The following is a 25,491-nucleotide window of genomic DNA, read 5'->3' as shown; positions in this document are numbered from 1 at the left end:
CAAGCGCCTCGTGGTGTCGGTGTGACGGAAAAAGTCACATTTGTTCACAAGTGTCGTACTAAACGCTTCTCTTAATTTCCTCGGGGCCCAGGAAAAGGCCGGGCATGGCAATTGCCTGAAGAGGGATGGCGCGTCCGCGTCGAGGAGTGGAGTTCCATGGTGGAAGACATCGCGATCGGTCGCGCCGAAGCGGCCGACGAGACATCGTGCGCGCAGGAAATCGTCGCAGCCTCCCCGGCCGGCGCGTCTTTCGATCGCTTGCCGTTGGCAGCGACCCTGGCCGCGTCGGCGGCACTGGCGGCCTGCGGCGGGGGCGGCGGCAGCAGTGGCGGAGGTGCGAGCCCGGCCGGCCTCGGCGGGTCGAGTGCGACCACCGTGCAGGCCGGCTCGCTGACGGCGCTGGCCAGCACGCCGACCGCGCAGACCTACGCCTACACGCAGGCCAAGACCGACGACGAAGCCGCGCGCTTCCTGCTGCAATCGCAGTTCTCGGCTTCGGAAGCGGACATCGCCGCGGTGCGCGGCAAGGGCTACCTGCCCTGGCTCGGCGAGCAGGTCGACCGGCCGGCCGAGCAGACGGGCCGCGACTGGATCCTGAGCAAGCCCTACAACACCGTCAACAGCGACGACATGATCTGGAACCAGCTCATGACCGCGCCGGACGGCTTGCGCAAGCGCATGGCGCTGGTGTTCACCGAGATCTTCGTGGTCTCGCGCAACGACATCGGCTCCAACTGGCCCGAGCTCATGATGGCCCAGTACTGGGACATGCTGGTGGCCGGCGTCACGACCAACTTCCGCAAGCTGCTGGAGGACGTGACGCTGAATCCGGCGATGGGCTACTACCTCAACACCAAGGGCAACCAGAAGGAGAACGCCCAGGGTCRCCAGCCGGACGAGAACTATGCGCGCGAGGTCATGCAGCTGATGACCATCGGGCTCTACCAGCTCGACGCCGACGGCACCGTCAAGACCGGCAGCGACGGCGCGCCGCTCGACAGCTACAGCCTGGACGACGTGACCAACCTGGCGCGCGTCTTCACCGGCTACGACCTCGACATCCGCGCCGACGAGAAGAGCGGCACGCCGGGCGCATTCACCCCGCCGGGCGCCAGCTACACCCTCGAGAGCAGCGCCTGGACATCGCGCCCGATGTCGCTCACGGCCTCCCGGCATTCCACGCTCGAAGCCAGGTTCCTCGGCGCCACGGTGCCGGCCGGCACCGAGGGCAGCGCGGCGCTGAAGATCGCGCTCGACACACTGTTCAACCACCCGAACGTGGGCCCCTTCATCGGCAAGCAGCTGATCCAGCGGCTGGTGACCAGCAACCCGAGCCCGGCCTACGTGAAGCGCGTCTCGGAGGTGTTCGCGGACAACGGCGCCGGCGTGCGCGGCGACATGAAGAGCGTCTTCGCGGCGGTGCTGCTCGACAACGAGGCGCGCAGCCCGGCCGGGCTCTCGGATCCGAACTTCGGCCGCCTGCGCGAGCCGATGCTGCGCTTCACGCAATGGGGGCGCAGCTTCGGCGCCGGCTCGACCAGCGGCAACTGGAAGATCGGCGACCTCTCGCGGCCCAACGACCAGCTGGGCCAGAGCCCGCTGCGCTCGCCCTCGGTGTTCAATTTCTTCCGGCCCGGCTACGTGCCGCCATCGACCGCGATGGCCGCCTCGAAGATGGTGGCCCCCGAGTTCCAGCTGGTCAACGAGACCAGCGTGGGCGGCTACCTGAACTTCATGCAGAACAACGTGCTGCCGAAAAGCACCGGCAAGGACGTCAATGCGGCCTATGCGAGCGAGCAGGCGCTGGTGCTCGACCCGACGGCGCTGGTTCAGCGGCTGAACCTGCTGCTGACCGGCAACCAGTTGCCCGCGGCCACCCAGGCGCTGATCGTCGGCGCCCTGGCCAATCCGGTCGTGACCGACAAGAGCACCGACGCCGTCAAGCTCAACCGCATCTATGCCGCGGTGCTGCTGGTGATGGCTTCGCCCTCCTACCTGATCCAGAAGTAAGGGACCGCGCGATGTACCTGATCGACCCCGCCGCGCACACGCGCCGTGCCTTCCTGCGCCGCTCCGGCCAGCTTGCGATGGCCGGCACCGCCCTGCCCTTCGCCCTCAACCTGGCCGCGATGGGCGAGGCCGCGGCGCAGGCCGCGACCGGCGACGACTACAAGGCGCTGGTCTGCGTCTTCCTGTTCGGCGGCAACGACTATGCGAACACCGTCGTCACCTACGACGACCCGAGCTACAACGCCTACAGCACGATCCGCGTGCCGCAGGCCTCGGGCGGCGTCGCCATCGCCAAGGATGCGCTCGCCGGCACATTGCTGGTGCCGGGCGTGGCGCTGCCCGACGGCCGCCAGTACGCGCTGCATCCGTCGATGACGCAGCTGGCCGGCCTCTTCAACAACGAAGGCAAGGTGGCGGTGCAGCTCAACATCGGCCCGCTGGTGGTGCCGCTCACGCGGGCCCAGTACAACAACAGCAACAAGAAGCTCTACCCGCAGCCGCCCAAGCTGTTCTCGCACAACGACCAGCAGTCGACCTGGCAGTCGTCCTCGCCCGAGGGCTCGACGATCGGCTGGGGCGGCAACATCGGCGACCTGATGCTGGACCAGCGGCAGAACACGAACTCGCTGTTCACCTGCATCTCGGTCGCCGGCAATGCGGTCTTCCTGTCGGGCGACCAGGCGCTGCAATACCAGGTCAGCACCGGCGGCGCGGTCGGCATCCGGAGCATCAAGGACAACACGACCTTCGGCTCGAGCACGGTCAAGGCGGCGATGGCGCAGCTGGCCCAGGAGGCCCGCAGCCACGCACTGGAGAACGAATACAACAAGGTCACGAAGCGCGCGGTCGAGGCCGAGACCACGGTCACCGCGGCGATCGCGCCCGCCACCTTCGCCACCGACACCTTCGCCGGCCTCAACAGCGGGCTGGCCAACCAGCTCAAGATGGTGTCGCGGATCATCCGCGGCCGTTCCGCGCTGGGCACCAAGCGGCAGGTGTTCTTMGTCTCGATGGGCGGCTTCGACCTGCACGACAACCTGATCGCCAACCAGCCCAACCTGATGCAGCAGTTGAGCGACGCCCTGGCGGCCTTCCATCGGCAGATGGTCGCTCAGGGCATGGCCGACAAGGTGACAGCCTTCACGGCCTCCGACTTCGGCCGCACGCTGGCCAGCAACGGCGACGGCTCCGACCACGGCTGGGGCGGCCACCACTTCGTCGTCGGAGGTGCGGTCAACGGCAAGAAGTTCTACGGCACGCCGCAGGTGGTCAGCATCAACAACGACGCCAAGCTCGCGGGCTACGAGGGCCACGTGGGGCAGGGCCGGCTGATCCCGACCACCTCGGTCGACCAGTACGGCGCCACGCTCGCCAAGTGGTTCGGCGTGCCCGACGCCGACCTGCCGGGCATCCTGCCGAACCTGAAGAACTTCGGCGGCAACGTCAACGGCATCGAGTACCCGAAGGACCTTGGATTCATGGCCTGACGAGGTGTAATCTCGGTCGCGCCAACGCTTCGGAGATTGCCCGATGATTTACCAGGGAAGCTGCCATTGCGGCCGGATCGCCTTTACCGTCGACGGCGAGATCCAGGGCGCGCTGGCCTGCAACTGCTCGATGTGCCAGCGCAAGGGCTCGCTGCTGTGGTTCGTCCCGCGCACGCGGTTCACGCTGCAGACGCCCGAGGACGACAACCTGGGCACCTACCTCTTCAACAGGCACGCGATCCGGCACCGCTTCTGCAAGACCTGCGGCATCCATCCCTTTGCCGAGGCGACGGATCCCAAGGGCCAGCCGACCGCGGCGGTCAACATCCGCTGCCTCGAGGGCATCGACCTCGATGCGGTGCCGGTGCAGCACTACGACGGGCGCTCGCGGTGAACGCGCCCGCGGCCGCCGGGCCGGATCCCTTTCCGATCGAGGGCGGCTGTACCTGCCGCGCGCTTCGCTATCGCATGGCCACGCGGCCGCTGTTCGTGCACTGCTGCCATTGCCGCTGGTGCCAGCGCGAGAGCGGCTCGGCCTTCGCGCTCAACGCGATGATCGAGACCGACCGTGTCCAGCTGCTCGAAGGCGAGGCCGAGCGGGTGCGGACGCCCTCGGCCAGCGGCCAGGGCCAGACCATCGTTCGCTGCACCCGCTGCCGCATCGCGCTGTGGAGCCATTGCGCGGGGGGCGGCGAGGCGATCGCCTTCGTGCGCGTCGGCACGCTCGACGACCCCGACCTGCTGCCGCCCGACATCCACATCTTCACGATGTCGAAGCAGCCCTGGGTGCTGCTGCCGCCGGGCACGCCGGCGGTGAGCGAGTACTACCGCCGGTCCGAGCACTGGCCGGCCGGGAGCATCGAGCGCCTCAAGGCCTTGAAAGGCTAGCCCCGAGCCGCTGCGACACCTGGTCGGCGCAGGCCTTGAGCGCCACGGCGGTCTCGCCATCCCAGCGCGTGTCGAAGATGGCCGCCGGCCCGATCGCGGTGACCGCCAGCACGATCGCGCCGGTGTGATCGAAGACCGGCGCCGACATCGCGCTCACGCCGGGCAGGATCTCGCCTTCGGACCGGCTCAGGCCGCGCGATCGCACTTCGTGCAGTTGCGCCTCGAACTCCTTCCAGCCCGGCAGCGGTTGCACGGGCGGCATGCCGCGCTGCGGCGGCACCACAGGGCCTTTTTGCTCGCGCTGGCGCTCCTGCTCGAGCAGGCCCTGGACCACCGCTGGGTCGAGGTAGGCGCCGAAGAGCCGCCCCGACGCGGTGTTGGTGAGTGAGAACACCGTGCCATGGCGCATGTTGACGTGCAGCGGGGCCGGCGATTCGGCGATCCGCACGATGGTGGCGCCGCGGTCGCCCCAGACCGCGATCGCCACCGTGTGGCCGATCTGCTGTGCCAGCTCGGCGATCAGGGGCGTCGCGATGTGCACCGGATTGGCCTGCTGCAGGCTGATCAACCCCAGTTGCAAGGCCAGCGGTCCGAGCAGATAGTGGCCGGTGGTGCGGTCCTGCTCGATCAGCCCCAGGCGGCCGAAGCTGACCATGTAGGGGTGTGCCTTGGCGGCGGACATCTCGGCCTCGCGCGCCAGGTCCTTGAGTGCCATCGGCCGGCCGTGGTGCACCAGGGCGCGCAGCAGCTGGCCGCCCACCTCGATGCTCTGGATGCCGCGCTGCGCGCGATCGGACTCAGCCGCCATAGGTGTTTTGTCATTCGTTGATACAGAAGGCATTAGACATTAACTGATCCTCGAATTACACTCCGCGCATTCGTTCCATGCGAATTCGTTCACTTTAGACAAATCAGGAGACCCGCGATGTCCGAGACCAAGAAGTTCGCCAGCCAGGCCGATCTGGAAGAAAAGAAGATCACCTTCAGCCAGATTTCCGAGCACGCCTGGGCCTACACGGCCGAAGGCGACCCCAACACCGGGATCGTCATCGGCGACGACTGCGTGCTGGTGGCAGACACGCAAGCCACGCCGGCGATGGCGGCCGACGTGATCCGCCGCATCCGCGAGGTCACCGACAAGCCGATCAAGTACGTGGTGCTGACCCACTACCACGCGGTGCGCGTGCTCGGGGCCAGCGCCTACGGTGCGGACCACATCCTCGCCAGCCAGGACACCTACGACCTCATCGTCGAGCGCGGCGAGCAGGACAAGGCCAGCGAGATCGGCCGCTTCCCCCGCCTGTTCGCGGGCGTCGAGACCGTGCCGCCCGGCATGACCTGGCCGACCATGACCTTCACCGGCAAGATGAGCTTGTGGCTCGGCAAGCTCGAAGTGCAGTTGCTGCAGCTCGGCCGCGGCCACACCAAGGGCGACACGGTCGTCTGGCTCCCGGGCGAAGGGGCCTTGCTGTCGGGCGACCTGGTCGAGTTCGGCGCCACGCCCTATGCCGGCGATGCGTATTTCAAGGACTGGCCCCAGACGCTCGAGAAGCTCGCTGCGCTCAAGCCCAAGGCGCTGGTGCCCGGTCGCGGCGCCGCGCTCACCACGCCCGACGAAGTGGCCAAGGGCCTCAGCGAGACGCGCGACTTCATCTCGGACGTGTACGCCAACGTGCAGAAAGGTGTCGAAGCCGGCAAGGACCTGAACGCCGTCTACAAGGACACGTTCGCTGCGCTGAAGCCCAAGTACGGCCACTGGGTGATCTTCGACCACTGCATGCCCTTCGACGTCACGCGCTGCTACGACGAGGTCACGAAGTACACCGATCCGCGCATCTGGACCGCCGAGCGCGACATCGAGATGTGGAAAACGCTCGAGGGCTGAAGCCATGCAAGGCCTCGCATCGCATGCCGGGGCGCCGGTCGACTACCAGTCGCTGCGCTTCGATTACAGGCGGCACCCCGACCAGGATGCCGCGACGCCGGCGCACCACCCGGTGGTGGTGGTCGGCGCCGGGCCCGTGGGCCTGGCGCTGGCGATCGACCTGGCGCAGCAGCAGGTGCCGGTGGTGCTGCTCGACAACGACTGCACGCTGTCGAGCGGCTCCCGCGCGATCTGCTTCGCCAAGCGCACGCTCGAGATCTTCGACCGCCTGGGCTGTGCCGACCGGATGGTCGACAAGGGCGTGTCGTGGCAGGTCGGACGGGTGTTCTTCGGCGACGAGCAGGTCTACAGCTTCGACCTGCTGCCCGAGCCCGGCCACGAGCGCCCGGCTTTCATCAACCTGCAGCAGTACTACGTCGAGGGCTACCTCGCGGAGCGCGCCGCCGAGCTGCCGCTGATCGACCTGCGCTGGAACAACAAGGTGGTCGGCATCGCGCAGGACGCCGACCAGGCGCTGCTGACCATCGAGACGCCCGAGGGCGAGTACCGCCTGGCGGCCGGTTACGTGGCCGCCTGCGACGGCTCGCGCTCCAGCCTGCGGCAGCTGCTGGGCCAGGAGGCCAAGGGCCGCGTGTTCCGCGACCGCTTCCTGATCGCCGACGTGAACATGGACGCCGACCTGCCGACCGAGCGCCGTTTCTGGTTCGACCCGCCCTTCCATCCGAAGCAGAGCGTGCTGCTGCACAAGCAGGCCGACAACATGTGGCGGGTCGATTTCCAGCTCGGCTGGGACGCCGATCCGGCGGAAGAACGCAAGCACGAGAACATCATCCCGCGGGTGCGGGCGATGCTCGACAGCATCGGCCACCACGGCGTCAAGTTCGACATCGGCTGGGCCAGCGTCTACACCTTCGCCTGCCAGCGCATGGAGCACTTCCGCCACGGCCGCGTGCTGTTCGCGGGCGACTCCGCGCACGGCGTGTCGCCCTTCGGCGCGCGCGGTGCCAACTCCGGCGTGCAGGATGCCGACAACCTGGCCTGGAAGCTGGCGGCGGTGCACAAGGGCGAGGCGCCCGACGCCCTGCTCGACAGCTACGCCAGCGAGCGCGAGTACGCGGCCGACGAGAACATCTGCAACTCGACCCGCGCCACCGACTTCATCACGCCGAAGAGCGAGGTCAGCCGGCTGTTCCGCGATGCGGTGCTGGAGCTGTCGAAGCGCCACGCCTTCGCGCGGGCGCTGGTCAACAGCGGGCGGCTGTCGGTGCCGAGCACCTTGCGCGACTCGAGGCTCAACACGCCCGACGTGGATGCATTCGAAGGGCCGATGGTGCCGGGCGCCCCGGCGATCGACGCGCCGATCGTCGACGCCGACGGGCGCCGCGGCTGGCTGCTGCGCGCGCTGTCGCCTGCGAGTGCGGCGGCCACCCGCTTCACGGCCCTGGTCTTCGGCGATGGCGAGGCCGCCCGGCGCAGCCTCGATGCGCTGACCGCGGCCGATCTGCCGCTGCACGTGGTGCGCCTCGCGGCCGGCGAGGCGGGCGAGATCGCCGGCCGGCGCTACGACGCCCGCCCCGGCACGGTCTACCTGCTGCGGCCCGACCAGCATGTCTGCGCGCGCTGGCGCGCGCCCACGCCCGAAGCCGTGCGCGCCGCGCGCGACCGCGCGCTGGCGAAGCCAGCCAAGGAGGCCTAGAACCCATGGACCTGATCACCACCCCGAACCTCGACGCGCCCGACGACTTCTACGAAGCGTTGATCGAAGCCCACCAGGGCCTCACGAGCGACGAGAGCCACGCCTTCAACGCCCGCCTGGTGCTGGTGCTGGCCAACCACGTCGGTTCGACCGCCGTGCTGCGCCAGGCCTTCGAGGCGGCCGCGCCTTCCCGTTGAATCTTCAAGAGAACCCATCATGACGATCGCATCCACGGCCGAGCGCCGCTACCAGGCCGGCATCGGCAACGAATACGCCACCGAAGCCGTCGCCGGCGCCCTGCCGCAGGGCCGCAACAGCCCGCAGCGCGCGCCCTTCGACCTCTACCCGGAGCTGATCTCGGGCACCGCCTTCACGGCGCCGCGGCACCAGAACCGGCGCAGCTGGCTGTACCGTCGCCAGCCTTCGGTGGTGGCCGGCCGCTACCAGGCCTATCCCCAGGCGCACTGGACGACCGGCGCCGACCGCGAGATCGCGCTGCCGCCCGAGCCCCTGCGCTGGGCGCCGATCCCCTTCGGCGGCGACGAGGTCGATTTCATCGACGGCATGCACACGCTGGCGGCCAACGGCGACGCCGAGGCGCAGACCGGCATCGGCGCCCTGGTCTACCTCGCGAGCCGCTCGATGGAGCGCCGCGCCTTCGTCAATGCCGACGGCGAGATGCTGGTGGTGCCGCAGCAGGGCCGCCTGGTGATCACCACCGAGATGGGCGTGCTCGACGTCAGGCCCGGCGAGATCGCCTTGTTGCCGCGCGGCGTGGTGTTCAAGGTCGAGCTGCCGGATTCGGAGGCTGGCGCGGGGCCCTCGCGCGGCTATGTCTGCGAGAACTACGGCGCCCAGTTCCGGTTGCCCGAGCTGGGCCCGATCGGCTCTAACGGCCTGGCCAACGCGCGCGACTTCCAGGCCCCGGTGGCGGCTTTCCAGGACGCCAGCGTGGCCTACGAGCTGGTCAAGAAGTCGGGCGGCCGCTTCTGGTCGGCGCCGACCCGGCATTCGCCCTTCAACGTGGTCGCCTGGCACGGCAACCTGGCGCCGGTGAAGTACGACACCGCCCACTTCATGACCATCGGCTCGATCAGCTTCGACCATCCCGATCCGTCGATCTTCACGGTGCTGACCTCGCCCTCGGACACGCCCGGCACCGCCAACTGCGACTTCGTGATCTTCCCGCCGCGCTGGCTGGTGATGGAGGACACCTTCAGGCCGCCGTGGTACCACCGCAATCTCATGAGCGAATTCATGGGCCTGGTCTACGGCGAATACGACGCCAAGCCCGGCGGCTTCAAGCCGGGCGGCGCCAGCCTGCACAACTGCATGGTGCCGCACGGCCCCGACGAGGAAGCCTTCGACAAGGCGAGCCATGCGAACCTGGCGCCGCAGAAGCTCGACAACACGCTGGCCTTCATGTTCGAGAGCCGCTTCCGGTTCGTCCCGACCGGGTACGCGCTGCAAAGTCCCGCGCTCGACGACAACTACGCCGACTGCTGGGCCGGCCTCAAGGACCAATTCAAGCCATGACCCACACACTCGACGCCACCCACGATCCAAAGCTGCGCAGCTGGGTCGCCTCGGCCAACGCGGCCGGCTGCGACTTCCCGATCCAGAACCTGCCGTTCGGCCGCTTCCGTGCGGCCGGCAGCAGCGAGGCCTTCCGCATCGGCGTCGCGATCGGCGACCAGGTGCTCGACCTGAAGGCGGCTGGGCTGGTCGACACGGACGACATGAACCTGCTGATGGCCCAGGGCGTGGCCGAGAGGCAGGCGCTGCGCCGCATGCTTTCCGAAGGCCTGCGCGAAGGTAGCCCGAAGCAGGCCGCATGGGCCAAGGCCCTGAGCCCGCAGTCGGCGGTCGAACTGGCGGTGCCTTGCCGCATCGGCGACTACACCGACTTCTACACCGGCATCCACCATGCGACCACGGTCGGCAAGCTGTTCCGTCCCGACCAGCCGCTGATGCCCAACTACAAGTGGGTGCCGATCGGCTACCACGGCCGGGCCTCCTCGATCGCGGTCAGCGGCCAGCGCTTCAAGCGGCCGCAGGGGCAGACGAAGGCGCCGGGCTCCGATCCGGCCGAGGCGCCCAGCTTCGGGCCCTCGAAGCGGCTGGACTACGAGCTGGAACTCGGTTTCCTCATCGGCCGGGGCAACGCGCTCGGCGAGCCGATCGCGATCGCCGACGCCGAGTCGCACCTGTTCGGCGTCACGCTGCTCAACGACTGGTCGGCGCGCGACCTGCAGGCCTGGGAATACCAGCCGCTCGGCCCGTTCCTGGCGAAGAACTTCGCCTCCACGCTGTCGCCGTGGATCGTCACCATGGAGGCGCTGGCGCCGTTCCGCGCGAAGTTCGAGCGCCCCGCCGGCGATCCGCAGCCGCTGCCCTACCTGGACTCGCCGGCCAACCGCGAGCGCGGCGCGCTCGACATCACGCTCGAGGTCTGGCTCCAGACCGCGAAGATGCGCGAAGCCGGCGAGCCCGCGGTGCGGCTCACGCGCGGCAACACCGCCGAGGCCGCCTACTGGACCGCGGCGCAGCTGCTCACGCACCACACGGTGAACGGCTGCAATCTGCAGCCCGGCGATCTGCTCGGCTCCGGCACGCTGTCGGGCCCGAAGCCCGACGAAGCCGGCTCGCTGCTCGAACTGACGCTGGGCGGCAAAAACCCGATCACGCTGCCCAACGGCGAGCGCCGCACCTTCCTCGAGGACGGCGACACGCTGAGCCTGCGCGGGTATTGCGAGCGCCCGGGTGCTGTGCGGATCGGGCTGGGCGAGGTCAGCGGGACGGTGCTCGCGGCGGGCTGATCCGGCCCGACCCCTCACCAAAGGGCAATTGCGAACTGCGCCGCGCAGCAGGCACCATGGGCCGAAACCGAAGGCCCTCTCATGGAACAAGCGCTTCAGCTCCTTGCCGAACGTCTGTCGCAGACGCTCCAGTTCATCACCTTGCTGCTGCTCGCCTTCGGCACCGTGGCGGCGCTCTGGGGCTTGGGCACAGGCCTGTTCGCGCGGCGGCCGGTGTCCGCCGTCACGCTCGAGGTCTGGCAGGGGCTCTCGCGCTGGTTGCTGCTGGGGCTTGAGTTCATGCTGGCGGCCGACCTGATCGCCACCGCGGTGTCGCCCAACTGGGACGACATCGGCAAGCTCGGCGCCATTGCCGCGATCCGCACGGTGCTCGGCTTCTTCCTCGGGCGGGACATCGAGCTGGCGCGGCGCATCGCGCAGGAGCCTGCGGCTCGGTGAGCGCTAGCTTGCGGCCGCCGCCGCCCGGGCCGCCTCGAGATGCGCCCGGGCCCGCTCGGCCAGCGCCATCTCGCCCGGCGTGCCGGGCGTGAAGCTGTCGACCGGCAGCGTCCGGCCGTGCGAATCGACCGAGACGAAGACCACCAGGCACTCGGTGGTCTTGTGCATCTCTCCGCCCTTCATGTCGCCGCTGCGCACCTCGACCGAGATGTTCATGCTGCTGTTGCCGGTGTAGGCGAGGCGGGCCTCGACCTCGACCAGGTCGCCGATCATGATCGGGCGATGGAAGCGGATGCTGCCGATGAAGACCGTGACGCAGTAGCGCTTGGACCAGCTGGTCGCGCAGGCGTAGCCGGCTTCGTCGATCCATTTCATGACGGTGCCGCCGTGGACCTTGCCGCCGAAGTTGACGGTGCTGGGTTCGGCCAGGAAGCGCAGGGTGATAGACGACATAGGGGGCCTGGGCGAGGAGTGGATCGAGGGGGCGCCCGCGCCGATTATGCGAGCGCCGCGGCGTTTCGTGGGGCGAACAGCTGCGCCACGGTGCGCCGCAGCCACATGTTGCCGGCGTCGGCGTGGAAGCGCTCGTGCCAGTGCTGCTTGACCGCGTACGAGGGCAGCGCGAAGGGCGGCTCCAGCAGCCTCACCCGCTCCTGCGTCGCCAGCACCTCGCCGAGGATCCGCGGCACGATCACGATCAGCTCGGTGTGGGCCACGATCCGCGCCACGCTCAGGAAGCTGGACAGCCGAACCACCACGTTGCGCTCCAGCCCGAGGCGGGCGATGGTCTTGTCGACGATCGCGTGGCCGGTGCCCGAGGAGGAGATCACGGCGTGCGCCTCGGCCTCGAAGCGGCGGCGCGTGAGCCGGGCGCCGATGCGCGGATGGTTCTGCGCCGCCAGGCAGACGAAGTTCTGCAAGAAGAGCGTCTGCTGGTAGAAGCCGGCGTCCAGCTGCGGCATGAAGCCGACCGCCAGGTCGACCTCGCCATCCTCCAGCCGGCGGCCGCTGTCGGTCGAGATGATCTCGGTCTCGAGGTGCACGCCCGGCGCCTCGCGCCGCAGGTGGTCGAGCAGGCCCGGCAGCAGCACCACTTCGCTGATGTCGGTCATGCAGATGCGGAAGCTGCGCCGCGCCTCGGACGGCGCGAAGCCGGCGCGGCTGCCGCGCGCCTGGTCGAGCTGGGCCAGCACCTCGCGCACATGGCCGCTGAGCCGCTGCGCGTAGGGCGTGGGCTGCATGCCCTGGGCGGTGCGCACGAAAAGCCGGTCGTCGAAATGCGCGCGCAGCTTGTTGAGCATGGTGCTGGCCGCCGCCTGCGCCATGCCCAGGCGGTCGGCCGCCTTCGAGACGCTGCCGGTCTTGTAGACCTCGTCGAAGACCGAGAGCCATTCGAGGTCGAGCTTGGACATGGGGATTCGGGTCGGTGGAAAGCCACCATTATCCAAAAACAGTATTCCAAGTATTGAGTAGAAGTCTTGAACAAATAGTGGTCGCGCCCAACAATCCGTGCCTCGGCGCCCGACGCCAGGAGACAACGCCCCATGAACGAACGCCGCGCCTACTACGAGCGCATCCGCCCGCTGAACCTGACCCCGCTGTGGGAGTCGCTGCACGCATTGGTGCCGCGCGAGCCGCAGACGCCCTGCGTGCCGGCGCTCTGGCGCTACGACGAGATCCGGCCGCTGCTGATGGAATCGGCCGAGCTGATCACCGCCGAGGAGGCCGTGCGCCGCGTGCTGGTGCTCGAGAACCCGGCGATCCCGGGCCGCTCGTCGATCACGCAGTCGCTTTATGCCGGGCTGCAGCTGATCATGCCGGGCGAGGTGGCGCCCTCGCACCGCCACGTGCAGTCGGCGCTGCGCTTCATCGTCGACGGCAAGGGGGCCTACACCACGGTCGCCGGCGAGCGAACCACGATGTACCCGGGCGACTTCATCATCACGCCCTCGTGGGCCTGGCACGACCACGGCAACGAGGGCATCGCGGGCGTGAGCGAGCCGGTGGTCTGGCTCGACGGCCTCGACATCCCGATGATCCGCTTCTTCGACGCCGGCTTCGCCGAGAACGACGACGCCCGCATGCAGCAGGTGGTGCGGCCCGAAGGCCACAGCCTGGCCCGCTTCGGCCACAACATGGTGCCGGTGCGCCACGACCACACCGCGCCGACCTCGCCGATCTTCAACTACCCCTATGCGCGCAGCCGCGAGGCCCTGGCACAGCTGCAGAAGCAGGAGGCGCCCGACGCCTGGCTGGGCCACAAGCTGCGCTACATCAACCCGCTGACCGGCGGCTCGCCGATGCCGACCATCGCGACGAACCTGCAGCTGCTGCCCGCAGGCTTTGCCGGCAAGACGCACCGCGCCACCGACGGCGCGGTCTACAGCGTGGTCGAGGGCCATGGCAGCGCCGAGATCGGCGGCCAGCGCTTCGCCTTCGGGCCGCGCGACACCTTCGTCGTGCCCTCCTGGGCGCCGCTGCGCCTCGCAGCCTCCGACGAAGTGGTGCTGTTCAGCTTCTCCGACCGGCCGGTGCAGCAGGCGATGGGCGTGCTGCGCGAAGCCTTCCTCGACAACGCCTGATTTCCTCCGGCTGCCGCGCGCAGCCGTTTCTCGATCCCCATGGCCGCAGCGCGCGGCAGGAGCCTCCATGTCCTTCGTCCTTCCTCCCCCGGCCATCGTCGGGCTTCCCGTCGCCGGCACCGCCGAGCTGTTCCCGGTGCGCCGCGTCTACTGCGTCGGCCGCAACTACGCGGCGCATGCGCGCGAGATGGGCTTCGACCCCGACCGCGAGCCGCCCTTCTTCTTCTGCAAGCCGAACGACGACGCCTCGGTGGTGCCGGTGCCCGCCGGCCGTGCCGTGGCCATTCCCTATCCGGCCCAGACCGTCAACTACCACTACGAGGCCGAGCTGGTGGTGGCGATCGGCGAGGGTGGCCGCGACATCGCGGTCGAGGACGCGGTGCGCCACATCTACGGCTACGCGGCCGGCCTCGACATGACGCGCCGCGACCTGCAGATGAAGATGCGCGAGCAGGGCCGGCCGTGGGAGATCGGCAAGGCCTTCGACTTCTCGGCCCCGGTGGGCGTGCTGCGCCCGCGCGCCGCAATGGGCGAGATGACGGCCGGGGCGATCACGCTCGAGGTCGACGGCGAAGTGCGCCAGAAGAGCGACATCCGCAACCTGATCTGGTCGGTCAGCGAGGTCATCGCCAATCTGTCGACCTTGTTCGCGCTGCAGCCCGGCGACCTGATCTTCACCGGCACGCCCGAGGGCGTCGGCGCGGTGCAGCGCGGGCAGACCCTGAACGTGCGCATCGACGGCCTGGAGCCGATCTCGGTGCGCGTCGACTGACTTTTCTCGAAGGGGACCCTCATGAGCCTGACATCCGGAAGCAAACCCTCCGTGCTGCTGGTCGGCGGCGGCATCGGCGGCCTGGCCACGGCGCTGGCGCTGGCGCGGCTGGGCATCGGCGTCGACCTGCTGGAGCAGAGCGCCACCATCGGCGAGATCGGCGCCGGCCTGCAGCTGGGGCCCAACGCCTTCGCGGCGCTCGATGCGCTCGGCGTCGGCGAGGCGGTGCGGGGCGGCTCGGTCTTCACCGACCGGCTGGTGATGATGGACGCGGTCGATTGCCGCGAGGTCGCCTCGGTGCCGGTCGGCGAGGCCTTCCGGGCGCGCTTCGGCAACCCGTACGCGGTCAGCCATCGGGCCGACCTGCACGGCGCCATCCACGACGCCGTGAAGCAGCAGCCGCTGATCCGCTTCCACACCTCGGCGCAGGTCGAGGCGCTGGAGCTGGGCGAGCGCGGCGTGACCGCCGTGACGCGCGACGGCCGGCGCTTCAGCGCCGACGGCATCGTCGGCTGCGACGGCGTCAAGTCGGTGGTGCGCGCCCGGCTCATCGGCGACGCGCCGCGGGTCTCGGGCCACGTGGTCTACCGCGCCGTGGTGCCGGCGGCCGACATGCCGGAGGACCTGCGCTGGAACGCGCCCGTGGTCTGGGCCGGTCCCAACTGCCACCTGGTCCACTACCCGCTGCGCCAGGGCGAGCAATACAACCTGGTCGTCACCTTCCACAGCCGAGAACGCGAGGCGTGGGGCGTCGGCGAAGGCAGCAAGGAAGAGGTGATGTCCTATTTCGAGGGCGTGCATGCGCGCCCGCGGCAACTGCTCGACCGGCCCACCTCCTGGCGCCGCTGGAGCACCGCCGACCGCGAGCCGGTCGCGACCTGGAGCGAGGGCCGGGCCACGCTGCTCGGCGACGCCGCCCATCCGATGATGCAGTACCTGGCGCAGGGCGCCTGCATGGCGCTCGAGGATGCGGTGACGCTCGGCGCCGCGGTCGAGGCCTGCGACTTCGACCTGGCCGCTGCCTTCCGGCTCTATGCCGCGGCCCGGGTCGCGCGCACCGCGCGCGTGGTGCTGTCGGTGCGCGAGATGGGCCGCCTCTACCACGCCAGCGGCGTCGAGCGCCTGGTGCGCAACAGCCTCTGGGTCGGCCGCACGCCCGAGCGCTTCTACGATGCGGTCGAGTGGCTCTATGGCTGGAACCCGGCGCACTGCCTGGACGACGCGCGCGCCGCAGCAACCTGATACAAATCCCGACCTTTCATTCCCAACCAGAGACAAGCCGCATGAAGTCCCTCCTCTCGCTGCTCGCCGCCAGCGCCACGGCCCTGCTTTCCACCACCGCGGCGGCCCAGGCGCCGGCCGCGGACTTCCCGAGCAAGCCCGTGACCATCGTCACGCCCTTCGCGGCCGGCAGCGGCCCCGACGCGGTGCTGCGGCTGATCTCGGACAAGCTCGGCCGGCTCTGGAACCAGCGCGTGCTGGTCGACAACAAGCCCGGCGGCGGCGGCTTCATCGCGATCGAGCAGGCGCGCCGCGCCGCGCCCGACGGCTACACGCTGCTGCAGCTCGACAGCGAGCACATCGCCGCGCTGCCGCACCTCTACAAGTCGCGCAATTTCGTGACGCTGCAGCATTTCGACCCGGTGGCCTCGCTGTTCCGCACCCCCTTCTTCGTCGCCGTGCCGACCGACTCCAAGTGGAAGACCATGAGCGACCTGGTCGCCGCCGCCAAGGACAAGCCCGGCCAGGTCAGCTATGGCTCGTGGGGCGTCGGCAGCCCCGGCCACCTGGGCGCCCAGCAACTCGAGGCGCTGACCGGCACCCACATGCAGCACGTGCCCTACCGCGAGGTCTCGCAGCTGTTCGCCAACGTCGGCTCGGGCGAGGTGGCCTGGAGCTTCGCCAGCCTGCCGTCGAGCCAGGGCATCTACAAGGCCGGCAAGCTGCGCTACATCGCGATCGCGGCGCCGAAGCGCATCCCGCAGATGCCCGACGTGCCGACCATGGCCGAGGCCGGCGGGCCGGCCGGGCTGGACGTCAACTCCTTCGTTTCGCTGCTGACGCCGAAGGGCGTGCCGGCGGCGATCCGCATGAAGATCAATGTGGACGTCGCCAAGGTCATCGCCGACCCCGAGATCCGGGCCCGCTTCGACACCTTCGCCTTCGAGCCGCTGGCCTGGTCGCCGGAAGAGATCGAGCGCAACGCCGAGGCGAAGTCGAGGATCTACGGCGAGCTCGTGAAGCGCGGGAACATCAGCCTCGAATGAGGTCTGATGACGTCTGGCTACAAGAGGGGGCTATCCTTCGTTTCCCAATTTCCCCCAACCGAGTTTCCATGCATCCCTCCAAGAGAGCCCTCCTGATCGCTGCCGCCTGCGGTTTCGCCGCCGGAGCCCTGCCGTTCGCCGCCTCGGCGCAGGGCGCGGCCTGGCCGACCAAGCCGATCCGGCTGATCGTCGGTTTCCCGGGCGGCTCGACCCCCGACATCGCGGCGCGCACCATCGCCGAGCCATTGGCCAAGGCCCTCGGCCAGCCGGTGGTGGTCGACAACAAGCCGGGCGCCTCGGGCAACATCGCGGCCGACCAGGTGGCCAAGGCGACCGACGACCACACGCTGGGCATCGTCATCAACGGCAACCTGACCTCGTCGAAGATGCTGTACCCGAAGCTGCCCTACGACCCGGGCAAGGACTTCACTTACCTGTCGCTGATCGCCACTGCGCCGCTGGTGCTGGTGAGCCAGAGCAGCCTGCCCACCGGCGCCGCCTTCTTCGACGCCGCGCGCAAGGGCGGCGACAAGTGGAGCTACGGATCGGTCGGTGTCGGCTCGGTCGGCCACCTGGGCATGGAACTGCTCAAGAGCCGGGTGCCGGGCCTGAAGGCCGAGCACGTGCCCTACCAGGGCAATCCGCAGGTCATGACCGACCTGATTGGCAACCAGATCCAGATGGCGCTGATCCCGCCCGGCGTGGCGCTGCCCCAGGTCAAGGCCGGCAAGGTCAAGGCGGTCGGCTTGACCAGCGGCCGCAGCACGCTGGCGCCCGATGTGCCGGCGCTGTCGGATGCCGGCGTGCGCGATTTCAACCTCGAGGTATGGACCGCGCTGGTCGGCCCGGCCAACCTGTCGAAGACGGCGCAGGACCGCATCACGAAGGAGCTGGCGATCATCATGAAGTCGGCCGAGGTGCGCCAGAAGCTGTTCGAGCAGGGCTGGCAGGCGGTCGGCACCTCGCCCGACGGCATGCGCACGCGGGTGAAGGAAGAAGCCGCGATCATGACCAAGATCATTTCCACCAACGGAATCAAGCTTCAGTAACCCCCCAGCAAAATGAACGACGTCCTTCGCGAACCTGCGCGCGACCTGCCGGTCTTCGGCGACTACGACGTCGTGGTGGTCGGCGGCGGGCCGGCCGGCATCGCGGCCGCGGTGAGCGCGGCGCGCCACGGCGCCCGCACGCTGCTGGTGGAGCGCTACGGCTTCCTCGGCGGCATGGGCACCGCCGGCGGCGTGACCAATTTCGCCGGCCTCTACGGCAAGCGCGACGGCCAGATGACGCAGCTGGTGCATGGCGTGGCCGACGAACTGCTGGCGCGCATCGATGCCCTGGGCGGCCTCAACCAGCCGCAGGATGGCCTGCAGGGCCGCATCCGCGTGCGCTCCTACGACACCTCGATCTACAAGTGCGCGGCCGACCAGCTGCTGCTGGACGCCGGCGTGCACCTCTTGTTCCATGCGCTGGCCGCGGCCGTCGTGATGGAGGGCGATCGGATCGCGGCGCTGGTGGTCGAGACCAAGTCGGGCCGCCAGGCGATCCGCGCCAATGCCTTCGTCGACGGCAGCGGCGATGCCGATGTCGCGGCCTTCGCCGGCGTGCCCTTCGCGGTCGGCGATGGCCAGGGCAGCGGTCTGTTTCCCTCGACCATGTTCCGCGTCGGCCATGTCGAGGCGGCGCGCGCGCTGGCGGCGGTCGGCGAATTCRAGGCCATCAACGACCTGATGCAGCAGGCGCGCGAACGCGACCCGAACGCCTACCGCTTTCCGCGCGAGGGCGCCATCCTGCGCCCGCAGATCGACCCGCGCGAATGGCGCGCCAACGTGACGCAGATCCGCAATGCCGAAGGCGGCGCGATGAACGGCGTCGATGCCCGCCAGCTCAGCGACGGCGAGGTCGAGGGTCGGCGCCAGATCGGCGAGTTCTTCCGTTTTCTCAAGGCCGAGGTGCCGGGCTTCGAGCAGTCGGCCATCGTCGAGATCGCGCCCCAGGTCGGGATCCGCGAGACCCGGCGCATCGAGGGGCTGTACGCCCTGTCCGGCGAAGACATCCTGTCGTCGGCGCGCTTCGACGACAGCATCGGCATCAACGCCTGGCCGATGGAGATGCACGCGGCCGGCCGGATCGAGTGGGCCTTTCCGCGCGACCAGCGGCGCACCTTCAACCAGCTGCCCTGGCGCATGCTGGTGCCGCGCGCGGTCGACAACCTGCTGGTGGCCGGCCGCTGCGCCTCGATGACCCACGAGGGCCAGTCGGCCGCGCGCGCCAGCGGCGGCTGCTTCGTGATGGGGCAGGCCGCGGGCACGGCCGCGGCGGCATTGGGCGCCGGCCGCTTCGCCGAGGTCGAGGTGCCGGCGCTGCAGCGCAAGCTGGCGGCCGACGGCGCCGACCTGGACCGCTGAACATCGGCTGACAGTCGCGGGACAGCGCGGCGGCCGGGTCTTTGCTATCGTGGCAGGCTCCCATTTTCCGGCCTCCCCGATGATTGATCCTTCCACCGCCGCCCGCGTCGTCGCCGACCTGGTCGAGCTGATGCGCCTCGAACCCCTGGGCAACGACCGCTTCCTGGCCCAGAGCGAGGACATCGGCACCCCCGCCGTCTTCGGCGGCCAGGTGCTCGGCCAGGCCCTGATGGCCGCCAGCCGCACGGTCGAAGCCGACCGGCCGGCCCATTCGATGCACGCCTACTTCCTGCTGCCCGGCGAGCATGCGCCGATCGAGTATGCGGTCGACCGCGTGCGCGACGGCCGCAGCTTCACCACCCGCCATGTGGTGGCGCGCCAGGGCGAGCGCATCATCTTCGAGATGTCGGCCTCGTTCCAGACCGTCGACGACGGCATCGAGCACCAGCTGCCGATGCCCGCCGCGGCCGGCCCGCAGGGCCTGGCGAGCGAACTCGACCAGCGGCTCGCGATGGGCGAGCGCCTGCCCGCGCGCTGGCGCGTCAAGGGCCTGGCGCCGCACGGCCTGGAGTACCGCCGGGTCGACCCCGACGACCTGCTGGCGCCCGAGGCGAGGCCGGCCGAGAGCACGCTCTGGATGCGCGCCATCGCCGCGCTGCCCGACGACCCCAACGTGCATCGCGCGCTGCTGGCCTATGCCTCCGACCACGGCCTGCTCGGCGCCGCGATGCGGCCTCACGGCCTGAGCTTCATGAGCGGCCAGGTGCGTCCCGCCAGCCTCGACCATGCGATGTGGTTCCATCGCGACTTCCGGCTCGACGACTGGCTGCTCTACAGCCTCGATTCGCCGAGCGCGAGCGGCGCCCGCGGCTTGTGCCGTGGCAGCATCTTCGCGCGCGACGGCCGGCTGGTCGCTTCGACCGCCCAGGAGGGCATGCTGCGGGTGCGGCGCCCTGAAAGCGCATGAGTTCTCTGTTCTCGCCCTTCGCGCTCGGCCCGCTGGCGCTGCGCAACCGCATCGTGATCGCGCCGATGTGCCAGTACTCGGCCGCGGACGGCAATGCGCTCGACTGGCACCTGATCCATCTGGGGCAGCTCGCGCTGTCGGGCGCCGGGCTGCTGATCATCGAGGCGACCGCGGTCGAGGCCCTCGGGCGCATCACGCTCGGCGACCTCGGCCTCTACAGCGACGACAACCAGGCGGCGCTGGCGCGGGTGCTGGCGGCCATCCGGCGGCATTCGCGCATCCCGGTCGCGATCCAGCTCGGCCACGCGGGGCGCAAGGCGTCCAGCCATGTGCCGTGGGACGGCGGCCAGTGCCTGGCGCCGGCGCAGGGCGCCTGGCAGACGGTCGCGCCTTCGGCCCTGCCGCACGCGCCCGGCGAGCCCCCGCCCATGGCGCTCGATGCCGACGGCCTGGCGCGCGTCAAGGCGGCTTTCGTGCGGGCGGCGCAGCGCGCCGATGCGCTCGGGCTCGATGCCATCGAGCTGCACGCGGCGCACGGCTACCTGCTGCACCAGTTCCTGTCGCCGATCGCGAATCGCCGCGAGGACGATTTCGGCGGCTCCCTCGACCAGCGCATGCGCTTTCCGCTCGAGGTCTTCGAGGCCGTGCGCGCCGCCGTGCCGCAGCGCATGCCGGTCGGGGTCCGCATCTCGGCCACCGACTGGGTCGAGGGCGGCTGGGACGTCGACCAGAGCATCGCCTTCGCCCGGGGGCTCGAGCAGCGCGGCTGCAGCTTCATCCATGTCTCGTCGGGCGGCGTCTCGCCGCAGCAGAAGATCCCGGTCGGCCCCGGCTACCAGGTGCCGCTGGCCGAGCAGATCAAGCGCGCCGTCGGCATGCCGACCGTCGCGGTCGGACTGGTCACCGAGCCGCAACAGGCCGAAGCGATCGTCGCGGCCGGCCAGTCCGATCTGGTGGCGCTGGCCCGCGCGATCCTGTTCGAGCCCCACTGGCCCTGGCGCGCCGCCGCCGAGCTCGGGGCCCAGGTCGAGGCCCCGCCGCAGTACTGGCGCTCGCAGCCGCGCGAGCTGAAGGCCTTGTTCGGGGACGCCCGCATCGGACAGCGCTGACTGCGCCGCAGCCGCTACCTGAACGGGTTGGCGGTCGCGAACCAGAGGCCGATGCCGGTGGCGATGATGAAGGCGCTGTCGGTGACGCCGGCGATCAGGAAGAACAGCGTCTGCAGCGTGTCCTTGAGCTCGGGTTGCCGCGCCGTGCCCTCCAGCAGCTTCGCACCCACGATGCCGATGCCGATGCACGAACCCACGGCGGCGATGCCGATGAGGAGGGCCACTGCGAGGGGGAGAATGTCGAAGCCGGTCATGATGCGCTTTCGTTGGCCTTGGAGGGTCGGCCTGGTGGCTGCCGGCACCACCCTGGTTCCGGCTGGCCTCCAATGTCGCGCGGCGCCTGCGCGGCGTCGATGACCTTGCAGGTCATGGCGCCGGCGCCGCACGCGTCGCCGACCCGGCGCGGCGCTGCTTGGGCGCGAGCCTCAGCCCAGCAAGCGCTTGAGGTAGCGCCCGGTGTGGCTGGCCTCGTTGGCGGCGATGTTCTCCGGCGTGCCCACGCCCACCACGGTGCCGCCGCCGGCGCCCCCCTCGGGGCCCATGTCGATCACCCAGTCGGCGGTCTTGATGACGTCGAGGTTGTGCTCGATCACCACGATCGTGTTGCCGGCATCGCGCAGCTGGTGCAGCACCTTGAGCAGCAGTTCGATGTCGGCGAAGTGCAGCCCGGTGGTCGGCTCGTCGAGGATGTAGAGCGTGCGGCCGGTGTCGCGCTTGCTGAGCTCGAGCGCGAGCTTGACTCTTTGCGCTTCACCGCCCGACAGTGTGGTCGCCGACTGGCCCAGCTTGATGTAGGAGAGGCCGACGTCGAGCAGGGTGCGCAGCTTGCGCTCGATGGTCGGCACCGCCTTCAGGAAGTCGTGCGCGGTCTCGACCGTCATGTCGAGGATCTGCGCGATGTTGCGGCCCTTGTAGAGCACCTCGAGCGTCTCGCGGTTGTAGCGCTGGCCGTGGCAGACCTCGCAGGGCACGTAGACGTCGGGCAGGAAGTGCATCTCGACCTTGACCACGCCGTCGCCCTGGCAGGCCTCGCAGCGGCCGCCCGCGACGTTGAAGCTGAAGCGGCCCGGTCCGTAGCCGCGCTCGCGCGCGGTGTTGGTCTCGGCCATCAGCTCGCGGATCGGCGTGAAGAGACCCGTGTAGGTGGCCGGGTTGCTGCGCGGTGTGCGGCCGATCGGCGACTGGTCGACGTTGATCACCTTGTCGAAATATTCGATGCCCTCTACGCCCACGTGCGCGGCCGGCTCTTCATGGGCGCGGTAGAGCGTGCGCGCGACCGCGCTGTAGAGCGTGTCGTTGACCAGCGTCGATTTGCCCGAGCCCGAGACGCCGGTCACGCAGGTCAGCAGGCCGACCGGGAAGGCCACGCTCACTTCCTGGAGGTTGTTGCCGGTGGCGCCGATGACGCGGATTTCCTGCAGGTCGCTCTGCGAGGCCAGGTGCGCGGCCTCGCGCGCGGCGCGCCGCTCGGCCGCCGGGCTGGGCGGAAAGCGCGGGGGCTTCTTGCCTCCGTGGAAGGCCGCGGTCGCCACCACCGGCAGCCACGGCGTACGGCGCTGGGGCACGGCGATCTTCCTGGCGCCTGACAGGTACTGGCCGGTCAGCGAGTCCGGGTGGGCCGCGACGTCGGCGTAGCTGCCCTGCGCCATCACTCGGCCGCCGTGGACGCCGGCGCCCGGCCCCATGTCGATCACGTGGTCGGCCGCGTGGATCATGTCCTCGTCGTGCTCGACCACGATCACGCTGTTGCCGATGTCGCGCAGGTGGCGCAGCGTGCCGATCAGGCGGTCGTTGTCGCGCTGGTGCAGGCCGATGCTGGGCTCGTCGAGCACGTACATCACGCCCGTCAGGCCGGAGCCGATCTGCGAGGCCAGCCGGATGCGCTGCGCCTCGCCGCCCGACAGCGTCTCGGCGCTGCGGTCCAGGCTCAGGTAGTTGAGGCCGACGTCGTTGAGGAACTTGAGCCTGAGGCCGATCTCGCGCACCACCTTGTCGGCGATCTCGGCCTTGGCGCCGCGCAGCTGCAGCTGCTGGAAGTAGGCCAGGCTGTCGCGCAGCGTGGCGCGGCTGACCTCGTAGATCGCCATGCGCTTCGGCTCGGGCCCGGATTCGTCGACCAGGAACACGTTGCGCGCCTCGGGCCGCAGGCGCGAGCCTTCGCAGTCGGGGCAGGGCTGCATGTTGCGAAAGCGCGAGAGGTCCTCGCGCACCATCGTCGAGTCGGTCTCGCGGTAGCGCCGCGCCATGTTCGGGATGATTCCTTCGAAGGGGTGCTTGCGCACCAGCTTCTTGCCGGCCTGCTGGCCGCTGTCCATCACGTAGCTGAACTTGATCTCTTCCTGCGCCGAGCCGTGCAGCACGGTCTGCTGGACCGAGGCGGGCAGTTCCTCGAAGGGCTTGTCGACGTCGAACTTGTAGTGCTTGGCCACGCTCTCCAGCATGCTGAAGTAGTAGCCGTTGCGCCGGTCCCAGCCCTTGACGGCGCCGCTCGCGAGGCTCAGCGACGGGAAGGCGACCACCCGCGCCGGATCGAAGAACTCGCGGTGCCCGAGGCCATCGCAGCTCGGGCAGGCGCCGACGGGCGAATTGAACGAGAACAGCCGCGGCTCGAGCTCGGCCAGCGAGTAGTGGCAGATCGGGCAGGCGAACTTGGCGTTGAACAGGTGTTCCTGCAGCGCGGCGGGCGCGCTGCCTTCGGCCGCGGGCGCCTCCATCTCGAGCGCGATCGCGCGGCCGTCGGCCAGCCGCAGCGCGGCCTCGAAGCTCTCGGCCAGGCGCTGCTGCATGTCGGGGCGCGCGCGCAGGCGGTCGATCACGACGTCGATGTCGTGCTTCTCGGTCTTCTTGAGCTTGGGCAGGTCGTTGTACTCATAGGTCTGGCCGTCGACCCGGAAGCGGATGTAGCCCTGGGCCTGCATCTCGGCGAACAGCTCCAGGAACTCGCCCTTCTTCTCGCGCGCCACCGGCGCCAGGATCATCAGGCGCGGCTCGTCCGGAATCGCCAGTACGGCATCCACCATCTGCGACACGGTCTGCGCCTGCAGCGGCAGGTGGTGTTCGGGGCAGTAGGGCGTGCCGGCGCGGGCGTACAGCAGGCGCAGGTAGTCGTGGATCTCGGTCACCGTGCCCACGGTGGAGCGCGGGTTGTGGCTGGTCGCCTTCTGTTCGATGCTGATCGCCGGCGACAGGCCCTCGATCATGTCGACGTCCGGCTTGTCCATCAGCTGCAGGAACTGCCGCGCATAGGCCGACAGGCTCTCGACGTAGCGGCGCTGGCCCTCGGCATAGAGCGTGTCGAAGGCCAGGCTCGACTTGCCCGAGCCCGACAGGCCGGTGATCACCACCAGCTTGTTCCGCGGGATGTCCAGATCGACGTTCTTGAGGTTGTGCGTGCGTGCGCCGCGGATGCTGATGCGCTGCTGCGCCAGCACGGCGCCGAGGTAGACGTCTTCGGGGGGGAATTTCACGGGGCAGTCGATTTTGGACAACCGGACATGATAAGTCCTGGGCAGTTTCCGAGCCTGGGGGCGGTTTCCTCCCGTTTCCGGTGCGGATGGTTCCGGGGCGGGCCTCCGGCCTCGCTCATGCGGCACAATCTCCGGTTTTCCTTCTCCTTCATCCATTCATCAGGGGCAGTGCATATGGCATCGGTCAACAAAGTCATCCTCGTCGGCAATCTGGGACGCGATCCCGAAACCCGCACCTTTCCCAGCGGCGACCAGGTCTGCAACGTGACCCTGGCCACCACCGACAAGTGGAAGGACAAGCAGAGCGGCGAGATGCGCGAGGCCACCGAGTGGCATCGCCTGGTGTTCAACGGCCGGCTGGCCGAAATCGCCGCGCAGTACCTGCGCAAGGGCTCGCAGATCTACGTCGAAGGCCAGATCCGCACCCGCAAGTACAACGACAAGGACGGCGTCGAGAAATACGCCACCGACATCCGCGTCGACCAGATGCAGATGCTCGGCAGCCGCCAGGGCCAGGGCGGTCCGTCGGGCGGGGACGACGACGGCGGCTACTCGCAGGGTGGTGGTGGCGGCGGTGGCTATTCGCGTCCGCCCGCCGCGGCGCCCCGCGCGCCGGCACCGGCTCCGCGCCAGGCACCGGCCAAGTCGTCGTCGGGCTTCGACGACATGGACGACGACATTCCGTTCTGACCCGTT

Annotated in this window: 24 protein-coding genes; 19 read left to right on the top strand and 5 right to left on the bottom strand. The window is 69.5% G+C overall.

Annotated elements, in window-relative coordinates; translation table 11 throughout:
• Positions 1-156: 156 nt before the first annotated feature.
• Genes AC1D2E_RS01560 through AC1D2E_RS01545 form a run of 4 tightly spaced genes read left to right on the top strand, consistent with a single transcriptional unit; the run spans position 157 to position 4,385 of the window.
• Positions 157-2,010 carry a DUF1800 domain-containing protein gene (locus tag AC1D2E_RS01560; protein WP_478195756.1) on the top strand — a complete coding sequence of 618 codons (1,854 nt, stop codon included), beginning with the start codon at positions 157-159 and terminating at the stop codon, positions 2,008-2,010.
• An 11-nt stretch (positions 2,011-2,021) separates the two neighbouring features.
• Positions 2,022-3,497, top strand: a complete 1,476-nt coding sequence (locus tag AC1D2E_RS01555; RefSeq protein WP_478195755.1) for a DUF1501 domain-containing protein — start codon at positions 2,022-2,024, stop codon at positions 3,495-3,497.
• Between the two features lie 43 nt (positions 3,498-3,540).
• The gene (locus tag AC1D2E_RS01550; protein WP_478195754.1) at positions 3,541-3,891 is read left to right on the top strand and encodes a GFA family protein; all 351 of its coding nucleotides are present in this window, start codon (positions 3,541-3,543) and stop codon (positions 3,889-3,891) included.
• Positions 3,888-4,385 carry a GFA family protein gene (locus AC1D2E_RS01545; RefSeq protein ID WP_478195753.1) on the top strand — a complete coding sequence of 166 codons (498 nt, stop codon included), beginning with the start codon at positions 3,888-3,890 and terminating at the stop codon, positions 4,383-4,385. The genes AC1D2E_RS01550 and AC1D2E_RS01545 overlap by 4 nt, the downstream gene beginning before the upstream one ends.
• Here AC1D2E_RS01545 and AC1D2E_RS01540 read toward each other — a convergent pair.
• Positions 4,366-5,193: an IclR family transcriptional regulator gene (locus AC1D2E_RS01540; RefSeq protein ID WP_478195752.1), complete on the bottom strand. Its 828-nt coding sequence runs from the start codon at positions 5,191-5,193 to the stop codon at positions 4,366-4,368. The two genes, AC1D2E_RS01545 and AC1D2E_RS01540, sit on opposite strands and share 20 nt — an antisense overlap.
• Positions 5,194-5,310: 117 nt before the next feature.
• Here AC1D2E_RS01540 and AC1D2E_RS01535 point away from each other — a divergent pair, with 117 nt between their 5' ends.
• From AC1D2E_RS01535 to AC1D2E_RS01510, 6 genes are all read left to right on the top strand, one after another.
• Positions 5,311-6,270, top strand: coding sequence for an MBL fold metallo-hydrolase (locus AC1D2E_RS01535; RefSeq protein WP_478195751.1), 960 nt, complete (start codon positions 5,311-5,313; stop codon positions 6,268-6,270).
• Between the two features lie 4 nt (positions 6,271-6,274).
• On the top strand, positions 6,275-7,966 hold the full coding sequence (locus AC1D2E_RS01530; protein WP_478195750.1) for an FAD-dependent oxidoreductase: 1,692 nt from the start codon (positions 6,275-6,277) through the stop codon (positions 7,964-7,966).
• A gap of 5 nt (positions 7,967-7,971) precedes the next feature.
• On the top strand, positions 7,972-8,163 hold the full coding sequence (locus tag AC1D2E_RS01525; RefSeq protein ID WP_478173807.1) for a DUF2783 domain-containing protein: 192 nt from the start codon (positions 7,972-7,974) through the stop codon (positions 8,161-8,163).
• Positions 8,164-8,182: 19 nt separating this feature from the next.
• Positions 8,183-9,502, top strand: coding sequence for a homogentisate 1,2-dioxygenase (hmgA, locus tag AC1D2E_RS01520; RefSeq protein ID WP_478195749.1), 1,320 nt, complete (start codon positions 8,183-8,185; stop codon positions 9,500-9,502).
• A complete protein-coding gene (fahA, locus tag AC1D2E_RS01515; RefSeq protein ID WP_478195748.1) occupies positions 9,499-10,785 on the top strand; it encodes a fumarylacetoacetase in 1,287 nt (428 codons plus the stop codon). Before hmgA ends, fahA begins: the two co-directional genes overlap by 4 nt.
• Positions 10,786-10,866: 81 nt before the next feature.
• Complete coding sequence (locus AC1D2E_RS01510) at positions 10,867-11,223, top strand: DUF1622 domain-containing protein (protein WP_478173804.1); 357 nt, start codon at positions 10,867-10,869, stop codon at positions 11,221-11,223.
• A 3-nt stretch (positions 11,224-11,226) separates the two neighbouring features.
• On the opposite strand, the gene AC1D2E_RS01505 is transcribed toward AC1D2E_RS01510, so the two are convergent.
• Together AC1D2E_RS01505 and AC1D2E_RS01500 are read right to left on the bottom strand one after the other, a co-directional pair.
• The gene (locus tag AC1D2E_RS01505; RefSeq protein ID WP_478195747.1) at positions 11,227-11,676 is read right to left on the bottom strand and encodes an acyl-CoA thioesterase; all 450 of its coding nucleotides are present in this window, start codon (positions 11,674-11,676) and stop codon (positions 11,227-11,229) included.
• Between the two features lie 44 nt (positions 11,677-11,720).
• Positions 11,721-12,635 (bottom strand): LysR family transcriptional regulator, encoded by a 915-nt coding sequence (locus AC1D2E_RS01500; protein ID WP_478195746.1) that lies wholly within the window; start codon positions 12,633-12,635, stop codon positions 11,721-11,723.
• Positions 12,636-12,767: 132 nt separating this feature from the next.
• Here AC1D2E_RS01500 and gtdA point away from each other — a divergent pair, with 132 nt between their 5' ends.
• The 8 genes from gtdA (at position 12,768) to AC1D2E_RS01460 (ending at position 21,328) form a co-directional block, all read left to right on the top strand.
• The gene (gene gtdA, locus AC1D2E_RS01495; protein ID WP_478195745.1) at positions 12,768-13,805 is read left to right on the top strand and encodes a gentisate 1,2-dioxygenase; all 1,038 of its coding nucleotides are present in this window, start codon (positions 12,768-12,770) and stop codon (positions 13,803-13,805) included.
• A 67-nt stretch (positions 13,806-13,872) separates the two neighbouring features.
• A complete protein-coding gene (locus AC1D2E_RS01490; protein ID WP_478195744.1) occupies positions 13,873-14,577 on the top strand; it encodes a fumarylacetoacetate hydrolase family protein in 705 nt (234 codons plus the stop codon).
• Between the two features lie 21 nt (positions 14,578-14,598).
• A complete protein-coding gene (locus AC1D2E_RS01485; RefSeq protein ID WP_478195743.1) occupies positions 14,599-15,819 on the top strand; it encodes a 3-hydroxybenzoate 6-monooxygenase in 1,221 nt (406 codons plus the stop codon).
• 41 nt (positions 15,820-15,860) lie between these two features.
• On the top strand, positions 15,861-16,844 hold the full coding sequence (locus AC1D2E_RS01480) for a Bug family tripartite tricarboxylate transporter substrate binding protein (protein WP_478195742.1): 984 nt from the start codon (positions 15,861-15,863) through the stop codon (positions 16,842-16,844).
• A 68-nt stretch (positions 16,845-16,912) separates the two neighbouring features.
• The gene (locus AC1D2E_RS01475) at positions 16,913-17,893 is read left to right on the top strand and encodes a Bug family tripartite tricarboxylate transporter substrate binding protein (RefSeq protein WP_478195741.1); all 981 of its coding nucleotides are present in this window, start codon (positions 16,913-16,915) and stop codon (positions 17,891-17,893) included.
• Between the two features lie 12 nt (positions 17,894-17,905).
• Positions 17,906-19,252, top strand: coding sequence for an FAD-dependent oxidoreductase (locus AC1D2E_RS01470; RefSeq protein WP_478195740.1), 1,347 nt, complete (start codon positions 17,906-17,908; stop codon positions 19,250-19,252).
• Between the two features lie 79 nt (positions 19,253-19,331).
• The gene (locus AC1D2E_RS01465) at positions 19,332-20,219 is read left to right on the top strand and encodes an acyl-CoA thioesterase (protein WP_478195739.1); all 888 of its coding nucleotides are present in this window, start codon (positions 19,332-19,334) and stop codon (positions 20,217-20,219) included.
• The gene (locus tag AC1D2E_RS01460; protein WP_478195738.1) at positions 20,216-21,328 is read left to right on the top strand and encodes an NADH:flavin oxidoreductase/NADH oxidase; all 1,113 of its coding nucleotides are present in this window, start codon (positions 20,216-20,218) and stop codon (positions 21,326-21,328) included. The genes AC1D2E_RS01465 and AC1D2E_RS01460 overlap by 4 nt, the downstream gene beginning before the upstream one ends.
• 14 nt (positions 21,329-21,342) lie before the next feature.
• Here AC1D2E_RS01460 and atpE read toward each other — a convergent pair whose 3' ends face one another.
• Entirely contained in the window at positions 21,343-21,582 is a 240-nt protein-coding gene (gene atpE / locus AC1D2E_RS01455; protein WP_478173793.1) for a F0F1 ATP synthase subunit C, read from the bottom strand.
• A 171-nt stretch (positions 21,583-21,753) separates the two neighbouring features.
• A complete protein-coding gene (uvrA, locus tag AC1D2E_RS01450; protein WP_478195737.1) occupies positions 21,754-24,795 on the bottom strand; it encodes an excinuclease ABC subunit UvrA in 3,042 nt (1,013 codons plus the stop codon).
• Positions 24,796-24,969: 174 nt separating this feature from the next.
• On the opposite strand from uvrA, the gene ssb reads away from it, so the two are divergent.
• On the top strand, positions 24,970-25,485 hold the full coding sequence (ssb, locus tag AC1D2E_RS01445) for a single-stranded DNA-binding protein (RefSeq protein ID WP_478195736.1): 516 nt from the start codon (positions 24,970-24,972) through the stop codon (positions 25,483-25,485).
• Positions 25,486-25,491 lie beyond the last annotated feature (6 nt).

The sequence above is a fragment of the Variovorax sp. P1_H2 genome, from assembly GCF_056405295.1.
The sequence above is the reverse complement of the archived record's forward strand: the minus strand, read 5'-3'. Positions and strand labels throughout refer to the sequence as shown.

Bases quoted from the DNA above. Each gene is read 5' to 3' on its own strand.
- AC1D2E_RS01550 (WP_478195754.1), top strand. From the start codon at position 3,541: ATGATTTACCAGGGAAGCTGCCATTGCGGCCGGATCGCCTTTACCGTC.
- AC1D2E_RS01540 (WP_478195752.1), bottom strand. From the start codon at position 5,193: ATGGCGGCTGAGTCCGATCGCGCGCAGCGCGGCATCCAGAGCATCGAG.
- AC1D2E_RS01535 (WP_478195751.1), top strand. From the start codon at position 5,311: ATGTCCGAGACCAAGAAGTTCGCCAGCCAGGCCGATCTGGAAGAAAAG.
- AC1D2E_RS01530 (WP_478195750.1), top strand. From the start codon at position 6,275: ATGCAAGGCCTCGCATCGCATGCCGGGGCGCCGGTCGACTACCAGTCG.
- AC1D2E_RS01525 (WP_478173807.1), top strand. From the start codon at position 7,972: ATGGACCTGATCACCACCCCGAACCTCGACGCGCCCGACGACTTCTAC.
- hmgA (WP_478195749.1), top strand. From the start codon at position 8,183: ATGACGATCGCATCCACGGCCGAGCGCCGCTACCAGGCCGGCATCGGC.
- fahA (WP_478195748.1), top strand. From the start codon at position 9,499: ATGACCCACACACTCGACGCCACCCACGATCCAAAGCTGCGCAGCTGG.
- AC1D2E_RS01510 (WP_478173804.1), top strand. From the start codon at position 10,867: ATGGAACAAGCGCTTCAGCTCCTTGCCGAACGTCTGTCGCAGACGCTC.
- AC1D2E_RS01505 (WP_478195747.1), bottom strand. From the start codon at position 11,676: ATGTCGTCTATCACCCTGCGCTTCCTGGCCGAACCCAGCACCGTCAAC.
- AC1D2E_RS01500 (WP_478195746.1), bottom strand. From the start codon at position 12,635: ATGTCCAAGCTCGACCTCGAATGGCTCTCGGTCTTCGACGAGGTCTAC.
- gtdA (WP_478195745.1), top strand. From the start codon at position 12,768: ATGAACGAACGCCGCGCCTACTACGAGCGCATCCGCCCGCTGAACCTG.
- AC1D2E_RS01490 (WP_478195744.1), top strand. From the start codon at position 13,873: ATGTCCTTCGTCCTTCCTCCCCCGGCCATCGTCGGGCTTCCCGTCGCC.
- AC1D2E_RS01485 (WP_478195743.1), top strand. From the start codon at position 14,599: ATGAGCCTGACATCCGGAAGCAAACCCTCCGTGCTGCTGGTCGGCGGC.
- AC1D2E_RS01480 (WP_478195742.1), top strand. From the start codon at position 15,861: ATGAAGTCCCTCCTCTCGCTGCTCGCCGCCAGCGCCACGGCCCTGCTT.
- AC1D2E_RS01475 (WP_478195741.1), top strand. From the start codon at position 16,913: ATGCATCCCTCCAAGAGAGCCCTCCTGATCGCTGCCGCCTGCGGTTTC.
- AC1D2E_RS01465 (WP_478195739.1), top strand. From the start codon at position 19,332: ATGATTGATCCTTCCACCGCCGCCCGCGTCGTCGCCGACCTGGTCGAG.
- AC1D2E_RS01460 (WP_478195738.1), top strand. From the start codon at position 20,216: ATGAGTTCTCTGTTCTCGCCCTTCGCGCTCGGCCCGCTGGCGCTGCGC.
- atpE (WP_478173793.1), bottom strand. From the start codon at position 21,582: ATGACCGGCTTCGACATTCTCCCCCTCGCAGTGGCCCTCCTCATCGGC.
- ssb (WP_478195736.1), top strand. From the start codon at position 24,970: ATGGCATCGGTCAACAAAGTCATCCTCGTCGGCAATCTGGGACGCGAT.